Annotated in this window: 16 protein-coding genes; 13 read left to right on the top strand and 3 right to left on the bottom strand. The window is 52.3% G+C overall.

What is annotated here, in order from left to right; all coding sequences use genetic code 11:
• Positions 1-36: 36 nt before the first annotated feature.
• Positions 37-2,184: an ATP-dependent Clp protease ATP-binding subunit gene (locus CHM34_RS12885; RefSeq protein ID WP_094265013.1), complete on the bottom strand. Its 2,148-nt coding sequence runs from the start codon at positions 2,182-2,184 to the stop codon at positions 37-39.
• A 274-nt stretch (positions 2,185-2,458) separates the two neighbouring features.
• Between CHM34_RS12885 and CHM34_RS19990 the strand changes: the two genes are divergently transcribed.
• The 7 genes from CHM34_RS19990 (at position 2,459) to CHM34_RS12855 (ending at position 8,225) form a co-directional block, all read left to right on the top strand.
• On the top strand, positions 2,459-2,590 hold the full coding sequence (locus tag CHM34_RS19990) for a hypothetical protein (RefSeq protein WP_276207703.1): 132 nt from the start codon (positions 2,459-2,461) through the stop codon (positions 2,588-2,590).
• Between the two features lie 128 nt (positions 2,591-2,718).
• Positions 2,719-4,413, top strand: coding sequence for a carbon starvation CstA family protein (locus CHM34_RS12880; RefSeq protein WP_240512009.1), 1,695 nt, complete (start codon positions 2,719-2,721; stop codon positions 4,411-4,413).
• Between the two features lie 76 nt (positions 4,414-4,489).
• Positions 4,490-4,705, top strand: a complete 216-nt coding sequence (locus CHM34_RS12875; RefSeq protein WP_439116332.1) for a cory-CC-star protein — start codon at positions 4,490-4,492, stop codon at positions 4,703-4,705.
• A complete protein-coding gene (locus tag CHM34_RS12870) occupies positions 4,648-5,694 on the top strand; it encodes an ArsA family ATPase (RefSeq protein ID WP_240512008.1) in 1,047 nt (348 codons plus the stop codon). Before CHM34_RS12875 ends, CHM34_RS12870 begins: the two co-directional genes overlap by 58 nt.
• A gap of 95 nt (positions 5,695-5,789) precedes the next feature.
• Positions 5,790-6,332, top strand: coding sequence for a GNAT family N-acetyltransferase (locus CHM34_RS12865; protein ID WP_094265010.1), 543 nt, complete (start codon positions 5,790-5,792; stop codon positions 6,330-6,332).
• Positions 6,333-6,554: 222 nt separating this feature from the next.
• On the top strand, positions 6,555-7,619 hold the full coding sequence (locus tag CHM34_RS12860; protein WP_094265009.1) for a type III polyketide synthase: 1,065 nt from the start codon (positions 6,555-6,557) through the stop codon (positions 7,617-7,619).
• A 24-nt stretch (positions 7,620-7,643) separates the two neighbouring features.
• The gene (locus CHM34_RS12855) at positions 7,644-8,225 is read left to right on the top strand and encodes an isoprenylcysteine carboxyl methyltransferase family protein (protein WP_094265008.1); all 582 of its coding nucleotides are present in this window, start codon (positions 7,644-7,646) and stop codon (positions 8,223-8,225) included.
• Between the two features lie 106 nt (positions 8,226-8,331).
• Here CHM34_RS12855 and CHM34_RS12850 read toward each other — a convergent pair whose 3' ends face one another.
• Complete coding sequence (locus tag CHM34_RS12850) at positions 8,332-9,708, bottom strand: M20/M25/M40 family metallo-hydrolase (RefSeq protein WP_094265007.1); 1,377 nt, start codon at positions 9,706-9,708, stop codon at positions 8,332-8,334.
• Between CHM34_RS12850 and CHM34_RS12845 the strand changes: the two genes are divergently transcribed.
• The 5 genes from CHM34_RS12845 to CHM34_RS12820 all read left to right on the top strand — a co-directional run bounded on the left by CHM34_RS12845 (position 9,707) and on the right by CHM34_RS12820 (position 14,273).
• Positions 9,707-10,087, top strand: coding sequence for a hypothetical protein (locus CHM34_RS12845; protein ID WP_094265006.1), 381 nt, complete (start codon positions 9,707-9,709; stop codon positions 10,085-10,087). The genes CHM34_RS12850 and CHM34_RS12845 overlap by 2 nt on opposite strands.
• Positions 10,088-10,120: 33 nt before the next feature.
• Positions 10,121-10,666, top strand: coding sequence for a DUF3238 domain-containing protein (locus CHM34_RS12840; RefSeq protein ID WP_169713718.1), 546 nt, complete (start codon positions 10,121-10,123; stop codon positions 10,664-10,666).
• Positions 10,667-11,969: 1,303 nt separating this feature from the next.
• Positions 11,970-12,185 (top strand): FeoA family protein, encoded by a 216-nt coding sequence (locus CHM34_RS12830; RefSeq protein WP_141201713.1) that lies wholly within the window; start codon positions 11,970-11,972, stop codon positions 12,183-12,185.
• Entirely contained in the window at positions 12,185-12,916 is a 732-nt protein-coding gene (locus CHM34_RS12825) for a FeoB small GTPase domain-containing protein (protein ID WP_094265002.1), read from the top strand. Before CHM34_RS12830 ends, CHM34_RS12825 begins: the two co-directional genes overlap by 1 nt.
• A complete protein-coding gene (locus CHM34_RS12820) occupies positions 12,879-14,273 on the top strand; it encodes a nucleoside recognition domain-containing protein (protein WP_094265001.1) in 1,395 nt (464 codons plus the stop codon). The genes CHM34_RS12825 and CHM34_RS12820 overlap by 38 nt, the downstream gene beginning before the upstream one ends.
• A gap of 92 nt (positions 14,274-14,365) precedes the next feature.
• Here the strand turns inward: CHM34_RS12820 and CHM34_RS12815 are convergent, their stop codons facing one another.
• On the bottom strand, positions 14,366-15,862 hold the full coding sequence (locus CHM34_RS12815; protein WP_094265000.1) for an FAD-dependent thymidylate synthase: 1,497 nt from the start codon (positions 15,860-15,862) through the stop codon (positions 14,366-14,368).
• A gap of 461 nt (positions 15,863-16,323) precedes the next feature.
• On the opposite strand from CHM34_RS12815, the gene yunB reads away from it, so the two are divergent.
• Entirely contained in the window at positions 16,324-17,043 is a 720-nt protein-coding gene (yunB, locus tag CHM34_RS12805) for a sporulation protein YunB (RefSeq protein WP_141201707.1), read from the top strand.
• Positions 17,044-17,130: the final 87 nt, after the last annotated feature.

Genomic DNA, 17,130 nt, shown 5'->3' with positions numbered 1-17,130 from the left:
CCGGAATACATTCCGGCGGGGTTTTATCCGTTTCTGTCACTCGGCGCGGTTTACGCTGATGGCATGATCGTGGACATCGACGGTGATTGCTCCGATGCTTTCTTCTTCCAGCATCAAGTCGGCGATGCCGTCTTCCACCTGCTCTTCGATCACCCGGCGCAGAGGGCGGGCACCGAAAGCGGGGTCATAGCCGAGTTCAACCAGCTTGACTTTGGCGGCGTCGGTGACAGTGAGGGTCATCCCTTGTTCTTCGACAGCGTCATGAACGTCAGCCAGCATCAGGTCGACGATCTTGAGCAGGCTTTCTTGCGTCAGAGAACGGAAGGGGATGATCCCGTCGACGCGGTTCAGGAATTCAGGGCGGAAGTAGTCGGAGAGGGAGTCGACCACGTCCGGAGTCCGTTCTTCCGCTTGGTCGTTTCCGAAGCCGATCGCGGCTTTTTGGACACCGACACCCGCGTTACTGGTCATGATCAGGACGGTGTCCTTGAAGCTGACGGTCCGCCCTTGACTGTCGGTAAGACGTCCGTCCTCCATGATCTGCAGGAACAGGTGCTGCACATCGGGGTGCGCTTTCTCGATCTCGTCCAACAGGATGATACTGTAGGGTTTGCGGCGTACGCGTTCCGTCAGCTGACCGGCATCCTCATGGCCGACGTATCCCGGCGGGGAACCGATCAGTTTGGAAACGGTGTGTTTTTCCATGAATTCACTCATATCGAAGCGAATCATGGCTTCTTCATCTCCAAACATTTCTCGGGCCAGGGTTTTGGCCAGCTCCGTCTTCCCGACGCCGGTGGGGCCGACGAAGAGGAAGGAGCCGATCGGACGGGTACCCTTGCGCAAACCGGCACGGTTGCGGCGGATCGCCTTGGCTACTTTGCGGACGCCCTCGTCCTGTCCGATCACCTGGGCGTTCAAGCGGTCCGCCAGGTTCTTCATTTTCTCTTGTTCATCCTTTTGCAGCTTACGGACCGGAATCCCGGTCTTGTTCTCAACGAGTTGTTGGATCATTTCCACGTCGACGACAGCCTGGTTTTGTTCTTCGTCTTGCTCCAGCCGCTGTTCCAGTTTCTGCTCTTCATCCCGGAGACGGGCCGCGCGTTCGTAGTCTTCCTCGCGTGTCGCTTTCTCCTTCTCATCGGCGATCGCTTCCAGTCGGTTGCGGAGATTGGTTTCACCGCTCGTCTCACTGATCAGGTTGACTTTGGAACCGGCTTCGTCCATCAGGTCGATAGCTTTGTCCGGCAAGAAGCGGTCCTGGATATAACGATGGGAGAGAGTGACACAGGCGCGCAGTGCATCATCCGTGAAGGTTACCCGGTGGTAGTCTTCATAGTTTTTCTTCAATCCTTTCAGGATGCCAACCGCTTCCTCCACAGCGGGCTCATTCACCATAATCGGCTGGAAGCGGCGCTCCAGGGCGGCATCCTTTTCGATCCGGCGGTATTCCTTTAGGGTCGTTGCACCGATGACTTGGATTTCGCCGCGGGCCAGGGCCGGTTTCAGAATGTTGCCGGCGTCGGAGGATCCTTCCGCAGATCCGGCTCCCACCAATTGGTGAACTTCATCGATGAACAGGATCACATTTTTCCTTTCTTGCAATTCGGCGATCAGTTGCTTCATCCGTTCTTCAAACTGACCGCGGATTCCGGTATTGGCGACGAGAGAGGAGATATCCAGCAGGTAAACCTGCTTATTCTTCAGTTTGTGCGGAACCTCCCCTTCCGCGATCTTCAGCGCCAGCCCCTCCGCAATAGCCGTTTTCCCGACACCGGGTTCCCCGATCAGGACGGGATTGTTCTTATTGCGGCGGTTCAGGGTTTCAATCACCCGTTCCACTTCGCCGTCACGACCGATTACCGGGTCGACCAGGCCGGCATTGGCGGCGTGGGTGACGTTTTTCCCGAGTTGATCCAGAAGCCCCCCGCCGCGGGCACCGTCTTGATCCGTCTTTTGGAACCCTTGTTGCGGGTGGGATTGGCTTTGATCGAAGCCCATCTGCGGTCCCATCAAAGAATGGAACAGGTCATCCGAGGGGCCGCCGAAGCCTGCGGGAAACTTCATCTCATTTTGGATTCGGTGGTAACAATCCCGGCACAGGTGCAAGTGACGCTTCTGACCGTTCACTTGCAGGCGGAGTTGGATTTCAGCCGGGTTTTGTTTGCATTGGTCACAACGCATGAAACGTTCCCTCCTTATCTTTGTTGTTTTTTTATGACTGATCATTTTCGCAGGATCATGGTATTGATTGCGTTTGACTTTTGACTTTGACTTTCTTTGATCTTACATGTTCTATTATACTCTGACCTTATTTGACTTTCAAGGGGGGCAAAAAAGCAGGAGAATCGTCGATCTTCTTGGTAAACAACAGGAAGAAGGTGAACCTGGTCTTCCATCCCCATGGAGTGTCGAACCCGGCCCTTCCGAAAAGGCTTTTTTCTAGGAGGGAAAAACGTTGAATGAATACGTCGGTACATGCTCCCGTTGCGGTGTTTCCATCTACTGTTCAAACGGCTTTCTGGAAGGGGTGATTCAGGAGGACGGAACGCTTCTCTGTCTGGAGTGCCGGGAGGATGGCGGGGAATGAAAAATTCCCCCCCCTCCCCCTTGCGAACTCCGTCGTTTCCACTTACTATTAGGAATAAACCATCATTAATCAAACTTTTGGCCTATTTTTATCATTCGGATTGTAATCGTTTACAAGGGGGGATGGCCGTGAGTACGCCCGTGTGGTTGACCCTTGGGGCGCTGGGGCTGTTTTATTTGGGTTATCGTTTTTATTCAAAATTTTTGGCCGAAAAGGTGTTTCGACTGGATCCTGACTTCCAGACACCGGCTCATCAGTTTCGGGATGGAGTGGACTATCTGCCGACGAATAAGTTTGTATTGTGGGGACATCATTTTAGTTCCGTGGCTGGTGCCGCTCCGATCGTCGGACCGGCGATTGCGGTGATCTGGGGGTGGGGACCGGCTTTGTTGTGGGTGGTTCTGGGGACCCTCTTTTTTGCCGGGATACACGATTTCGGGACATTGTGGGCTTCAGTACGAAACAAAGGGAAATCAGTGGGTGTGATCACCAACCGTGTGATCGGCTCCCGGGCCAAAGGTCTCTTTCTGTTGATCATCTTTTTCCTGCTTCTGTTGGTGAATGCGGTGTTCGCTGTTGTCATCGCCAACTTGTTCACCCAGTTTCCGGCGAGTGTGCTGCCGTACTGGTTGCAGATTCCTTTGGCGATGACCATCGGGTACCTGGTTTACAAACGGGGATTCCCTCTCTTCTGGCCTTCAATCGTCGGTTTGCTGTTATTATTCGCTTTTATTTTTCTCGGTGCGTCGGCACCGGTGAACCTGCCGGAAACCATCGCCGGGATGCCGATGACAGGGTGGTGGGTGATCGTCATGCTATTATACGGGGCGATCGCCTCCCGCCTCCCGGTATGGCTGCTTCTGCAACCGCGGGATTATATTAATTCCCATATGCTCTTTTTGGGGCTGGGCGTGTTGTACCTCGGTTTATTCATCACCCAACCGGAATTTAACGCCCCCTTTTTGAATGATCAGGTGCCGGAGGGGACACCGCCTTTGGTACCGCTTCTGTTTGTCACCATCGCCTGTGGGGCGATCTCCGGGTTTCACGGGCTGGTCAGCTCGGGAACGTCCTCCAAGCAGTTGGATAAGGAGACAGATGCCCGCTTTGTCGGGTATTTCGGGGCGATGGGGGAAGGGCTGCTCGCTTTGATCGCCATTATGGCCACTGCGGCCGGTTTCGCCGGCATCAACCAATGGCAGGAACATTACGGCGCTTGGGAAACGGCGAGCTCCGGCGGAACGGCGGCCTTTGTCACCGGTGCCGGCCAGTTGATCAGCGGGTTGGGGATTTCCTCGGCGATCGGGACGACTTTCATCTCGATCATGATCGTCGCCTTTGCCGCTACTACATTGGATACCTCGATGCGCCTGCAACGGTTTATTCTGTCGGAGATCGGGGAGCAGTACCATCTCGCACCGCTTAAGAACCGCAACACCGGGACAGTGGTTGCCTTTCTTTCCTGTGTGGTCCTGGCTTTTCTGGCGGACCCATCCAACCCCGGGCAGGGTGGAATGGTTTTGTGGCCGCTCTTCGGGACGACCAACCAATTGACCGCCGGTCTTTCCCTGATTATATTAACCCTGCTTTTGTGGAAATGGGGACGTCAGTATCTGGTTGCCCTGGTGCCGCTGATCTTTGTCGTGGGTATGACCGCCTGGAGCATGGTGATCAGTATCATGGACTATATCGAGCAGGGAAAAACACTGCTGGTTGTCGTCGGGGTCATGATATTGGCCCTGAACGGGTGGCTGGTCCTGGAGGGATTGCTGGCAGCCAACCGACAGCGTTCCAAAACCCTGGGACAAAACCCTCCCGCGTAAGGAGAGGATTGGATTGGAATTGACGGCGGAAAAGATGAAGCACTTGTGGGAACAGATCCGGGAATTTTATGACGGGATGTATTTTGCTCCTTACCGACGGACGATGTTAAAAGAAATACAAAACGAAGAGGATGTATTCAAACTCCTCGCTTTCTCCGAAATGCTGGGAATTCCCAATCCGGTCTCCTATTACACCCTGGAGATGATGCCGTTGATGCTGGAGGAATTTCATGAATGGCATCAGCGCATGGGCATGGAGAAATCCCCTTTGGATGGATTTCGATGCTGTTGAAGCGATTGGTAAACGGGAAGAATCAATCGTCGAAACAAAGGGGTAAGGAGCGGGTCGCCTTTTTCGGGGGGAAAGGCGGGGTTGGAAAGACGACTTGTTCCGCCTCCTATGCCGCCGCTCTGGCACAAGAAGGATGGCGCACCCTTCTGGTTTCCACCGATCCGGCCCACTCCGTCGGGGATCTCCTGGAGGTACGGGCCGGTGCCCGGGCGGTCAAGGCGGCGGACGGTCTCTGGATACGGGAGATCGACCCGGAAGAATCTTCCCGACGCTATATGGAAGAGGTGAAGGGGAATCTGCAAGGGATGGCCGCCCCCGGGATGTGGAGGGAAGTGGAACGGCAGATGGATTTTGCCGCCGCTTCCCCGGGAGCGGACGAGGCGGCGCTTTTTGAGGAGATGGTCTCCATCCTGCTGTCGGCGGAATCCGAGTACGACCGGATCGTTTTCGATACAGCGCCGACGGGCCATACCCTTCGCCTGATGTCCCTTCCGGAACTGATGGGGGTTTGGGTGGATGGGATGCTGACCCGGAGAAAAAAGACCCGCGAGCTTCACCGGATGCTGCAAAATGTGTCTGAAGTGGAGGAAGAACCGCAAGACCGGGTTTATCAAATTCTGGAACGGAGGAAGAATCGGTTTGCTACCGCCAGGGAACGGTTATTGGATCCTGAAGTCACTTCCTTTTACTTTGTTCTCAACCCGGAGCGGCTTTCGATTTTGGAATCCGCCAAAGCGATGGATCTTCTGAACAAATACGGAGTTTCCGTCGGCGGTTTGATCATTAACCGGGTGTTGCCGAAAGAGGCGGACGGCTCTTTTCTCGCCCGTCGTCGGGAACAAGAACAGGGTTATCTGAAGGAGATTGAAGAGCGTTTCCGGGAGCTTCCCCAAACCCGAATCCCGATGAAGCCGGAGGATATCCGGGGACTAGAGGGGATCAGGGATCTTGCCGCCCGATTGCAAATGGAATCTTTCGGTTCTCTGTAACCGGACGCCCCCTCGGGGCGTATTTTTTTCATCCTGACACGGCCATTCTTTCCTGATACCATCGGAGCAAAACCGTAAAGGGGAGACTCGTCGAAATGATCATCCGGGATGCGCATATCACCGATCTGCGGGTGATGCGGCGGATTTATAACCATGTTGTTGTCACCTCTGCAGCTACCTTCGATCTGGAGCCGCAAACGGAGGCGCAGAGGAGAGAATGGTTTTCGCAATTTAATGAGCGCTTTCCCTTAATTGTCGCTGAAGAAAGAGGAGAAGTTGTCGGTTATTGCGGATTGACCCCCTATCGTTCGAAGCCCGCTTATACCCGAACGGCGGAATTAACCATCTATGTGGACGAAAATGCCCAAGGAAAGGGGGTCGGCCGGTCCTTGATGGAAGAAATCCTTCGTCGGGCCCGCCGACTCGACTATCATGTCATTGTTGCCGGGATCACCGGGGAGAATGATGGAAGTGTCCGCTTTCATCAAGCCTTTGGTTTCCGGTTGGTGGGGTGTTTCCGGGAGGTCGGTTGGAAGTTTGGCCGGTGGCAGGATGTCTGTTTTTATCAATTGATTTTGAATGAGCGTTCCCCGGACGGCTCCGATGGGGCATATTTCCATCCAGGAGAGGGAGACTAAGGAATATCTGGTCAATCACCAAAAGTAGCTGGGCGCCGATTTCCAGCGTAGCGACCTTTGCGCTCAGGGGAGCACAAGCCTCGCCTCGTTTGCTCCGGAGAAAAGGCCGCGGACACCGTTCTGCATCTGTGGGAGGGCAAACCGGCACGGAGTCGGAAATCGGCCCCGCACCTAGTTATCGTTAATGATCAGACACGGAGACCGCTGAACGGAGGGATCGGATTGGCTCGGATCGTGTCGGTAGGGACTGCTGTTCCGGACTATACACTGCCCCAGGAGGAGGCACGGGATTTCGCCCGAAATCTATTCAAGGATTCATGGACCGACATTGAGCGTTACTTGACCATCTTTGAAAATGCATCGATCCGGACACGTCGGTTGAGCCGCCCCAGGGCGTGGTTTGAGGATGAACGCACCTTTTCCGAACGAAACCGGGCCTACACGGAAGAGGCCTGCCGTCTTGGAGAGAAGGCGATTCGCCGTTGCCTGGATCCGGTGGGAATTTCACCGGAGGAGGTGGATCACCTCTTTTTCATCTCCACATCCGGCCTGGCCACACCCAGCATCGACGCCAGGATGGTCAATCGGCTGGGGATGAACCCCCATGTGAAGCGAACTCCCATCTGGGGGTTGGGTTGTGCCGGAGGGGCGGCGGGGCTGTCCCGAGCCTATGAATACGCCCGGGCTTTCCCGAAAAGCCGGGTGGTTTTATTGGCGGTGGAACTGTGCAGTCTCACTTTCCGCCGAAACGATCGGACCAAAAGTAATCTGGTGGCCACCTCCCTGTTCGCCGACGGCGCGGCATCGGTATTGGTGGTGGGGGAAAAAGCCTCCGTTCCCGCCGAAGTGAACCGATGTCCAAAAGTATTGGATGCGATGAGCACAACTTGGCCGGATTCTTTGGATGTGATGGGGTGGGAAGTGGCTGACGACGGATTGAAGGTGGTTTTTTCCCGGGATATTCCTCATATCGTGCGCGAAAAAGTGATGCCGGCGGTGGAGTGTTTCTTGAATCGTTCCTCCCTTACCTTGAATCAGGTGGAACGCTATATCGCCCACCCCGGAGGGAAAAAGGTGCTTACGGCTTATGAGAAGGCCATGGGTCTGCAGGCGAACGAACTGATTCATTCCCATTCTATTTTGGGGGAGTATGGAAACATGTCTTCAGTCACTGTACTGTTTGTTTTGGAACGGGAGTTGAAGGAAAAGCACAAACAAGGGACTTATGGTCTGTTGACAGCGTTGGGGCCGGGATTTAGTTCGGAATTGATGCTGATGCAGTGGTGAGTCGGAGAAGAAAGGGGGAGCTCTGTGAATCTCTGGTTTTTCATCGTGTTAGTGGGGGTTGGAATCCAGCGGATATGGGAAATGGCACGGGCCCGCCGACATGCCCGCTGGATTGTGGCCCAAGGGGGGTATGAAGCGGGACGGGAACATTACCCGCTGTTGGTAGGAGTGCATCTCTTCTTTTTTGTCAGCCTCATCCTGGAAGTCGCGGTGATGGGCAGTCGCTCCCCCGCCTGGTGGGGAATTCCTTTATTCCTGTTTTTGTCGGCTCAAGGATTGCGGATCGGATGCATCCATTCCCTCGGTCCATACTGGAATACGCGGATTATGATCGCTCCCGGTCACCCGACAGTGGTCAAGGGTCCCTACCGCTATTTGCGTCACCCCAACTATGTTGTGGTTGTGGCGGAGCTCTTCTCCCTCCCTCTCATCTTCGGGGCGTATATGACAGCGACGGTGGTCTCCGCTGTCAATCTGTGGGTTTTGCTCCGGATACGGATCCCTGCAGAGGAAAAGGCTTTGGCAGAAGCGACCGGTTACCGGAGAGCCATGGGATCGCGGAACCGGTGGTTTCCCCGGAGGGAACAGGAAACCGATCCGACATGAGTCGGTCCGGCTCTCCTTTCTTGAGGAGCGGGAGTTCATGATAGGGGGCACAACCCAACAACAGCCGGAGCTTTTAAAAGCTCCGGCTGTTTGCAAAGAGTCTCGCTTATTTTTCCTTGAACTCAGGGTTGCGGTGTTGATTTTGTTTGTTGAATTTCTGTTTCTTTGCTTTGTTCTTTTTCGGTGGAAGCTCTTTCGTATTGGCCAAGTCATGCGTGAGAGTGGTTACAATGGATCCCATCCGCCCGAGGTTGTCCTTGTTGATTTTGTCCAGGGTGTCCTGGTCGGTATGATAGTTCGGATCCGGCCCATAGTTCAGGAACGCGACCGGAATGCCGTCCTCGGCGAAGGGAGCGTGGTCGCTCCGGGTTGAGGTGCCGCGGTTGTACTCATACCCTTTGCTTTGGACGTAATCCTCCGCCATGTCTGTCACAAAGGATTCGGTGCTGGTTTCGCCGGTGAGGACACCGATGGTATCACCGACACCGACCATATCCATGTTGATCATGGCAGCGGTCTTCGCCCGTTCCTCGTCACTCAGGTTGTCCACATAGTGATGGGAACCGACCAAGCCCACTTCTTCGGCCCCGAAGAAGATGACTTTGACGTCGTGGCGCAACTTTTCTTGGGACAAGGCCTTGCTCACTTCCAGCAGGGTGGCGGTGCCGGAGGCGTTGTCGTTGGCGGCGGGGGTGTCCACCCCGTCATAATGGGCACCGACGACGATGGTTTTCGCTTTTTTGGAACTGCCTTTATTCGCTTCGATGGTGCCAATCACATTTTGCGAATAGCTGGGACTCATTTCCACGTCAGCTTTCATCGTCACTTCAACCGTCTGTCCCTTGTCCAACAGGGACTTGAGCTCTTCCCCCTGCTCTTGGTTCAGGGAGACTGCGGGGATGTCCGTGGGCTCTCCCAGCGTTCCGCTGAGTTCACCCTCCACGTTGTTAAAGATGATGACACCTTCGGCTCCCGCTTGGGCCGCATTTTGAGTCTTGTCGTAGAAGGTGTACTCTCCGCGTTGGATCAGAGCGATTTTGCCTTCAACATCCACGTCCCGGAAGTCGTCTTCCGCTCCGAGACCGGCGTAAACCACCTCGCCCGTCAAACCTTCATCCGGGGTGGCGGGGGTAAAGTTGAAGTTGGCGGATTTCAAGGTTTTCGCCTCGGGTTTGTTCACCGTGACCTCTGAGCCCTTGTCCATATAGGCGATAATGGGGAAGTATTGCCGTTCCACCTTCACTCCGTATTGCTTCAGTTTTTCCGCGATATAATCGGCGGCTTTGTGTTCCCCTTCAAAGCCGGTCACCCGGGCGTTGTCTTTATTGGCCAGCTTGGCGATATGCCCGTAAATACGCTCCTGGGAGATCCTGTCGACCGCGCTTTGATGTTTGTCCGGCGCGGCGGCGTAGGCGGAAGATGTAAAGATCAGAACAGCGGCAAGGGTGATCGCTGTGACCGCCCAACGAAGGTTTCGCTTCATGTCTCAGCCTCCTATTCTACAGATGAGTCTTTTCTCTTTCTATCAACTAGATTATTGGAAATTTCACACGTTTGTCAATAGGGGGAGGGTTCAGCGCAGTTCGGGGTGTTTAACTACCATAGGCAATACTTATACAGACGAAAATGTCCCTAAATCCGAAGTATATAAGTATACAGTAATTGGACATAAAAAACTTCCTGATAAAAAGGTGAAAGAAAACAAAACGCTTTTAAAAGAAGAAGGCATTAAAGTAACAGCCAGTAACCAAAAAGATCTTTTATATGAGAAAAAAGAACTTGGAATGATCATTCGGAAAAGCGAAGTAGAATACAGTAAAGAAACAATTGATAGGAGCGACTTTAGTTATCCAAATGGTTAGGGTTTTCTTCTAAGGTACACTACCTTCATCCCTTTGGATCGTGCCCCCAATCCTTGGTGTGAAGAAGTAGGTTACTGTAAGTACGATAAGTTTGAAGGTGATACTGATGAGAGGGGATTCGACATGTGGTCGAATAAGTTTAGAACTCGTGCCGATTCTTATGTAACGTGGGATTGGGACATCAATGCTCCCAACCCTGTTGTGCTTAATCCTCAAACTGGTATCACTATAGGTTATAAGGACGGTGTCGAGGTAGCTAGAGATCAAGCCCCCGCAGAGGAAGATATGGAGCTCCAGAACATCGAATATGGCTCTGATTGGGTCAGACATACCATGAAACTAGCCTCTCGAAATCCATTAGTTCCTTCACCGGATATTGATGCATGGTACAATGCGAAGATCTATAACTCCTCTTATAGCGCTGAATTTCATGGAGTTCATGATAAAGCTCCTTCGCATGAACTTTACATGATGGACTATCCGGGTGATTTCGGAGTCGACATTCATACACATGAGCATGAAGGGTTCGAATATTTGTGGCCTTGGCAACCGGACGAAGAGTTCCATATTTCTTTCTAAAACAAAAGAGACACTCACTAAATTTTTAGTGAGTGTCTCTTTTGTGTTGAACAATGGTATTTACAATCGAGTAAATAAGGGCCCAAGTTCCTCCGTAAATCATGAAGAAGTAATCAAAAGGCCCAATGGGATCAAACGTTTCTTCCGGAGTCATTACGAGTTTAAGTACAAAAGGAAATACAATCCCCCCAAGTACGTGTATGAGTAAAGACAACAGCCACTTGATTCTAAAGAAAACTTTTTTTGTCATGTAATCAGCAATTAGTGAGATCATCGTTCCATATGTACAAATAAAAATAACCGATAACTTCAAAAAGATATTAAGTGATGGTTCTTTATTATTCAAAGAATACATTATCAAATAAAATACAATAAAAATACCTGATACATATAAACTAATCTTTAATTTGTTATACAATTTATTCATCACAGTGTCTTCCTTCTCTTTTTGAACTCATAACTATAAAGATTTCTTTCATCATTTACTTCTCCCACAATCATGGGAACCCTGCCATCGGTGGGGTTTTTTTGAGTCAGCCACTTTATCTACTGCCTTATGTAATAAAAATTGGAGGTGCTTTTATGAATAGGAAGTGGATATTCTTTTCTTTTTTAGTATCCTTGATGGTAGTAATGGGGTATATTATATTTGACTGATGAAAATACAATGGTCAGGATGTTGCTTATTTTTCCGTTCCAAAAGGTGTTAGAGAGAATGCACGAATTCAAATCCCTGAAACTGAAAAGGATGTGAATTATCAAGTATTCGTTTTCCCTAGTCCTTATAAGATTTCGCAAAATGATTTTAAAAGTTATAATGTTGATGGAAGCATACGTACGGTTGTAGAACCAGAATAAAACGGTTTATTTTTTTATTGAAGACCCAATAATAAGAATAATGAATATAAAAACGATAAAAATGACCGCACCGAAAAAAATGGATGGTAAATCCATATAACATTCACCCCGAGTATTAGAGTCATCTGCATGAGATACATATTATACCAAGTGAAAACGGACGTCGCAAATGACGAAGGTCACCCTGCCATTGGCGGGGTTTTTTGGATCAGCCGCTTTCCCGGCTTCGTATTCCGTATTCATCTCAAATCCGGTTATCGTTACTGTTGAATTGGGATATCCGGGGATGATTCCTTCAAAAATTGCGGATAGGAAGTTGACACGAAGCCGATCAGGTCATAAGATAAGATGAAAGTTGCCCTTAGGCAAAAAAGATATCTAAGGTGAAAATTTGAGAGAGAGGGAAAGTAAAATGGTTAGGGGAAAAGTTGTCCCGTTTTCGGATATGCCGGAGGGGGTTTCTGCGCGGATTGTCCGGCTGGACGTCGAGGGAACGATGCGTCGTCGCCTGTTGGATCTGGGATTTATACCCGGTGCGGTGATCGAAGTGCTGCGGAAAAGCCCTCTCGGGGATCCCACCGCTTTTCGCGTGAGCCATACGACGATTGCTCTCAGGCGGGAAGAAAGCAGCAAGATTTTTGGAGAAGTGATCGGGGGGTGATGACGGTGGAATCTTATCGCATCGCATTAGCGGGAAATCCGAATACCGGAAAAAGCACATTATTCAATCTCTTGACCGGGCTTCGCCAGCATACCGGCAATTGGCCGGGTAAAACCGTGCTGCGCGCCGAGGGAAGCTTTACATATCGGAGCCGGAATTTCCAGGTAATCGATTTGCCGGGAACTTATTCTCTCTATTCCAATTCCGCCGACGAAGAGACGGCGAGGGACTATATTATTTTCGAAAAGCCGGATGTGACCGTCGTTGTTCTCGATGCCACCGCCTTGGAACGAAATTTGAATCTGGCCCTTCAGGTGATGGAAATGACGGATCGGGTGATCGTCTGTGTCAATCTGATCGACGAAGCGAAACGGAAGGGAATCGTTGTTGACGACCGTAAAATGGCGGCCAGGCTGGGCGTGCCGGTGGTAAAGATATCGGCGAGGAATCAAGAGGGAGTGGATGCTCTGCTGGATACGGTTTTCCGGATGGTCACCGGGGAAATGAAAGCCCGTCCGGTTCAAGTTCGATATTCGGCGGCGACGGAAAATAAAATCAGCCGATTGGTTCCCCGAATCCAATCGTTGATCGGACCGGATGTTCCGGCTCGCTGGATCGCTTTGCGGATGTTGGACGGGGACCGGAGCCTGTTGGATTCCTTGAAGGCGCATTGGATGAGCCGGGGAAAGGGGGATGGAGAGGTTGAGCACGACATCAGCCGGAGCGTTTGACCGATTGATGCAGGAGGCGGAAGCCCTCGCCTCCGAGGACAGCAGGGATGAAATCGTTGGTACGTTTTACCGGACGACTCGGTCGATCTGTGAGGAATCTGTCACTTATCAAACCCAAGCCGGGCGGTCGGAAAAACTGGACGCTGTTCTTACCTCACCGGTCTGGGGATTTCCGATGATGCTGGCCATGCTGGGAGTGGTCATCTACATGACCATCGCGGGGGCCAACATCCCATCCGACATGCTGGCCTCTCTGTTCGGGGCGGGGGAAGAGGTCCTGACCCTCGCGTTTCAAGCCGTTGGCGCTCCGGATTGGTTGTATGGAGTGTTGGTTCTCGGATTATACCGGGGAACTTCCTGGGTCGTCAGCGTCATGTTGCCGCCGATGTTGATCTTCTTTCCCGTCTTCGCCCTATTGGAGAATTTCGGCTACCTTCCAAGGGTCGCTTTTAACATGGACCGTTTGTTCAAGCGCTCCGGGGGACACGGGAAGCAGTCGCTGACGATGGCGATGGGCTTCGGCTGTAATGCCGCCGCCATTGTGTCCACGCGCATTATCGAATCCCCGCGGGAACGGATGTTGGCCATCCTGACCAATAATTTCGTTCCCTGTAACGGACGTTGGCCGATGTTGATCATGTTGTCTTCTCTGTTTATGGCGGCGGGGTTTGCCGGGGGATGGCAAACCCTGGCGACGGCCGCTGTCGTTATGGGGATGGTATTGATCGGGATCGCGGTGACACTGATCGTCTCTTGGACCTTGTCCAGGACGGCATTGCGGGGAGTGCCTACGCATTATACCCTGGAGCTTCCTCCTTACCGGCGGCCGAAGGTTTGGAATACCATCGTGAGGGCGACGATGGATAAATCCGTCTTCGTTTTGAAACGGGCGGTCAAAGTGGCGGCACCGGCGGGTGTGCTCACTTGGATCCTGGCCAATATCCATTGGGGCGGGTCGAGTGTGTTGGAGCATATCATCGGTTTTCTGGACCCTTTCGCTTATACTCTGGGGCTGGATGGAACCATCCTGATGGCATTTATCCTCGGCTTGCCCGCCAATGAAATTGTACTGCCCATTTTACTGATGGGCTATCTGTCCACCGGAGCGATGACCGAGGTGAATGATCTCGCTTCCTTAAAGCAGGTTTTCATCGATCACGGCTGGACGTGGTTGACAGCCTTGAATGTGATGTTGTTTTCATTGCTTCATTATCCTTGCGGGACGACACTGTACACGATCTATAAAGAGACCCGGAGTCCCAAATGGACGTTCTTCGCCGCCGTAATCCCCACATTGATCGCTGTCGGGGTTACCTTTACTGTCGCTCAGATGGTTCGCGGCTTCGGATGGGTATGATGGTTGATTCAGTCACGGGGGATCGACGGAACGCAAATGGGCGCCTGTTACAGACAGGCGCCCATTTCGTTCGGACGAAGGGATCAAGCCTTTTATCTTCGCTGTGCATACCGGGCCAGGGCGGGGTGGTGCCGTTTGAGTTCGTCCAGGAGTTGTCGGAAGGTTTCGCGGATATCCCATTGGGCCTCAGGGGAAGTGCGCAGGTTGATCAGGTGGTACAATTCCCACAGGCTGGCAGTGGCGGTCACCTGGCGGTGGTGTGCGTTAGTCACGCAGTAGGGAGCCGCGGAAGGGCAGGATGTCCGCATCCGGTCAAAGGCAGTGTCCGCCTGTTCCATCCACTCGGCGAAGATCTCCGACAGGCCCGCTTCCCGTATATGGGGAGGGATGGTATAGCCCCGTTCCACCGTCGGCTGACCATAGCTGAAATGGGTCCCCCGATTGTGGCGGAGCAGTTGGTGCCAGTTGGCTTCGGAAATACACATTTCCATATGGTATGTAAGATGGCGGAACAGATCCAGCGGATGATCGAAAAGCTGCAGGTGTTGCAGAGCGGCATCCATCCGCCGTTCCTTCTCCGCGATACTCAGGCGGCGGATGGCCGCAGTCGCTTGTTCATAGGCGGCCTGATATTCTTCGATGAAAAGATGGATACACAGCTGGTCCAGCGCTTCTTCGTAATCGGGCATATCGATGAAACGGGCAGAGGGACCGGCAGAGGCGGTTCCCCGCTGTCCGGCCTCCGGCTGCGGCAGGTCCGGTGCTTCCAACCCCGATCGTGTCTGTTGAATATATCGGCTGGGTTGAACGTGTCTGAGCAGGGTGGGGATCACGGTGCCGATTTCCCGTTCCATCTCTCGGGCGAGGTTTCGGGATTCCGCGTGGCGGCTGGACAAAAGGTGAACCAAGGTGTCCCGGAGCGCCCGTCCGTTTCCGGTGAGACCGAGGCTGGTGTGAGTCGCCAGGGTCAAGGCATAGCGGGCGTCCTCAAAGGCGATTTTCTCCACTCGGGTTGCAAAACGCCTGTCAGTCTCCCCTTCCTGAAGCGGAAGAGTTTCCGACAGGTAAGGGATCAAGCCTTTCAGCAGGGCTTCATAAGTATCGTAGGCCCGGTTCTGCAACCGGAGGTAGGCTTGCTTCGCCTCCGGATGATCTTGCAGCTGCGGCGGGATGTAGAAATCTCCCCGGGTCGGCCGCTGGTAGCGTTGACTGTATTCCGTAAAGGAGTTGAAAGGGTTGGCCAACTCCAGCTCCGCCGAGGCGAGGCGGCTGATTTTTTCCACCCCGAGGTGGGCAACGGCGTGTTCCGCCACACTGCTGTGTCCGTAACCGACCACCCATTTTTCGTGAAAGCGGGAGGCTTTCTCCGAATAAACCGTCGCCATTCCGCCGGCGGAATCCCCGACGGCCAATTCATCGTCCCGGAGAAGCTTGGCCAGGTTTTCCCGAAAACTGGCGGGACTGCGGCTAACATAAGCGAAAATGACAGCGATGACCTCTTCCGGCAAGTTGAAGATCGCATAGACGTTTTTGTCCAGATTGGATACATAGCGAGACAAGTCGATGCCCCGGTTTTTCGAATCGTTCATTTTGATTCCTCCAAGCCTACGGGTTCAAGGAAAACTTCGGTGGGGTTCTGCGGATCCATAGAAATCGTCCGGTTTCAGGAGTGCCCCCAGACCACGTTCTCTTTCATAAAATCCATTGTAACGACTGTGAACCATACAGACCACCCTGTATTGGCTGGAACTTTCCGGCCCGTCCGTTTTTTTGCTGTGTTAGGTCTTGTATCAGGAATCAGGACATATTTTAAAGTGTACTGGATATGGATGGGAATCATCTTCAATATCATTCATCGCTCCTTTTCTGTTTCCTTCTTTTTAGAAGCCTTGTGATTTATCACATCTTTGGTGGGTCGGGGTGGGGGTCCACACTCCGTTTCGTTGTTCTGACGAGCCAAAGGCACTCCGTGTGGAACCCCACCCTCCCGAACAGGGGACTTTTTCACCATGCTTTTCGTGCAAAGTCACAAAGCGACGAGGTGAAGGGAATGCTCAGAAGGAACCGACTTCGCGGTCCGCGGAAAAAAAGCTACTGGATCATCCTCCTCGTCACGGCCATTATATCGGGAATGGTTTATATGCTTGACTATCAAGCGGAAACCGTGCTGTTGAAACTGGCAAAGGCCAAGGTGAAAAATATTTCTCAAGAAGCAGTAAGCACGGCGATTGGTGAAACGAAAACGACGTTGGGGTCCGATTTGGATCAACTGATGACCCTTAAAAAAGTGCAGGATGGAACGACGGAATACGTTGATGTGGATCCGGGTGTCCAGGCAAAGCTTTATGAGACGGCGAGTCAAAAAATTGAGAGTGAACTGCGGAAATTGGAACAGCAGGATAACGGCATTCCACTGGGGGCCGTCTTTCAAAGCAGTTTGCTTTCCGATGTCGGACCGAATGTGCCTTTGCAAATTTGGCCGAAGGGTTCCACTAAGATTGAAATCGTACAATCCATGGAAGAAAAGGGTATTAACATGGTCGCAGTCACCCTTTATTTACATGTCACCAATGAGATGGAGATTTTAATTCCCGCCAATCACAGTGACGAAATTAAACTGGATTATAAGTACCCCATTGACTCCACAACCCTCAAAGGGGATGTTCCCGATAACTATTACTACTACAACAATCAAGGAAAAGGAAAAGACGGAACGATGGAGGGACCCATCCCGGTGGTTCCGGCACCCGAATCCAAGCAAAATCCGTAAACCGGCATCGGGAGGTGTAAAGGATAGAAAGGGAGGAACATAAAACATCCATTGGATTTAAAAGGAATTTAAAGGGAATGAACAAAG

This window comes from Paludifilum halophilum (assembly GCF_002245355.1).
Classification (GTDB): Bacteria; Bacillota; Bacilli; order Thermoactinomycetales; family DSM-45169; genus Paludifilum; species Paludifilum halophilum.
Note: the sequence above shows the minus strand (reverse complement) of the source record. Positions and strands in the feature narration are given on the sequence as shown.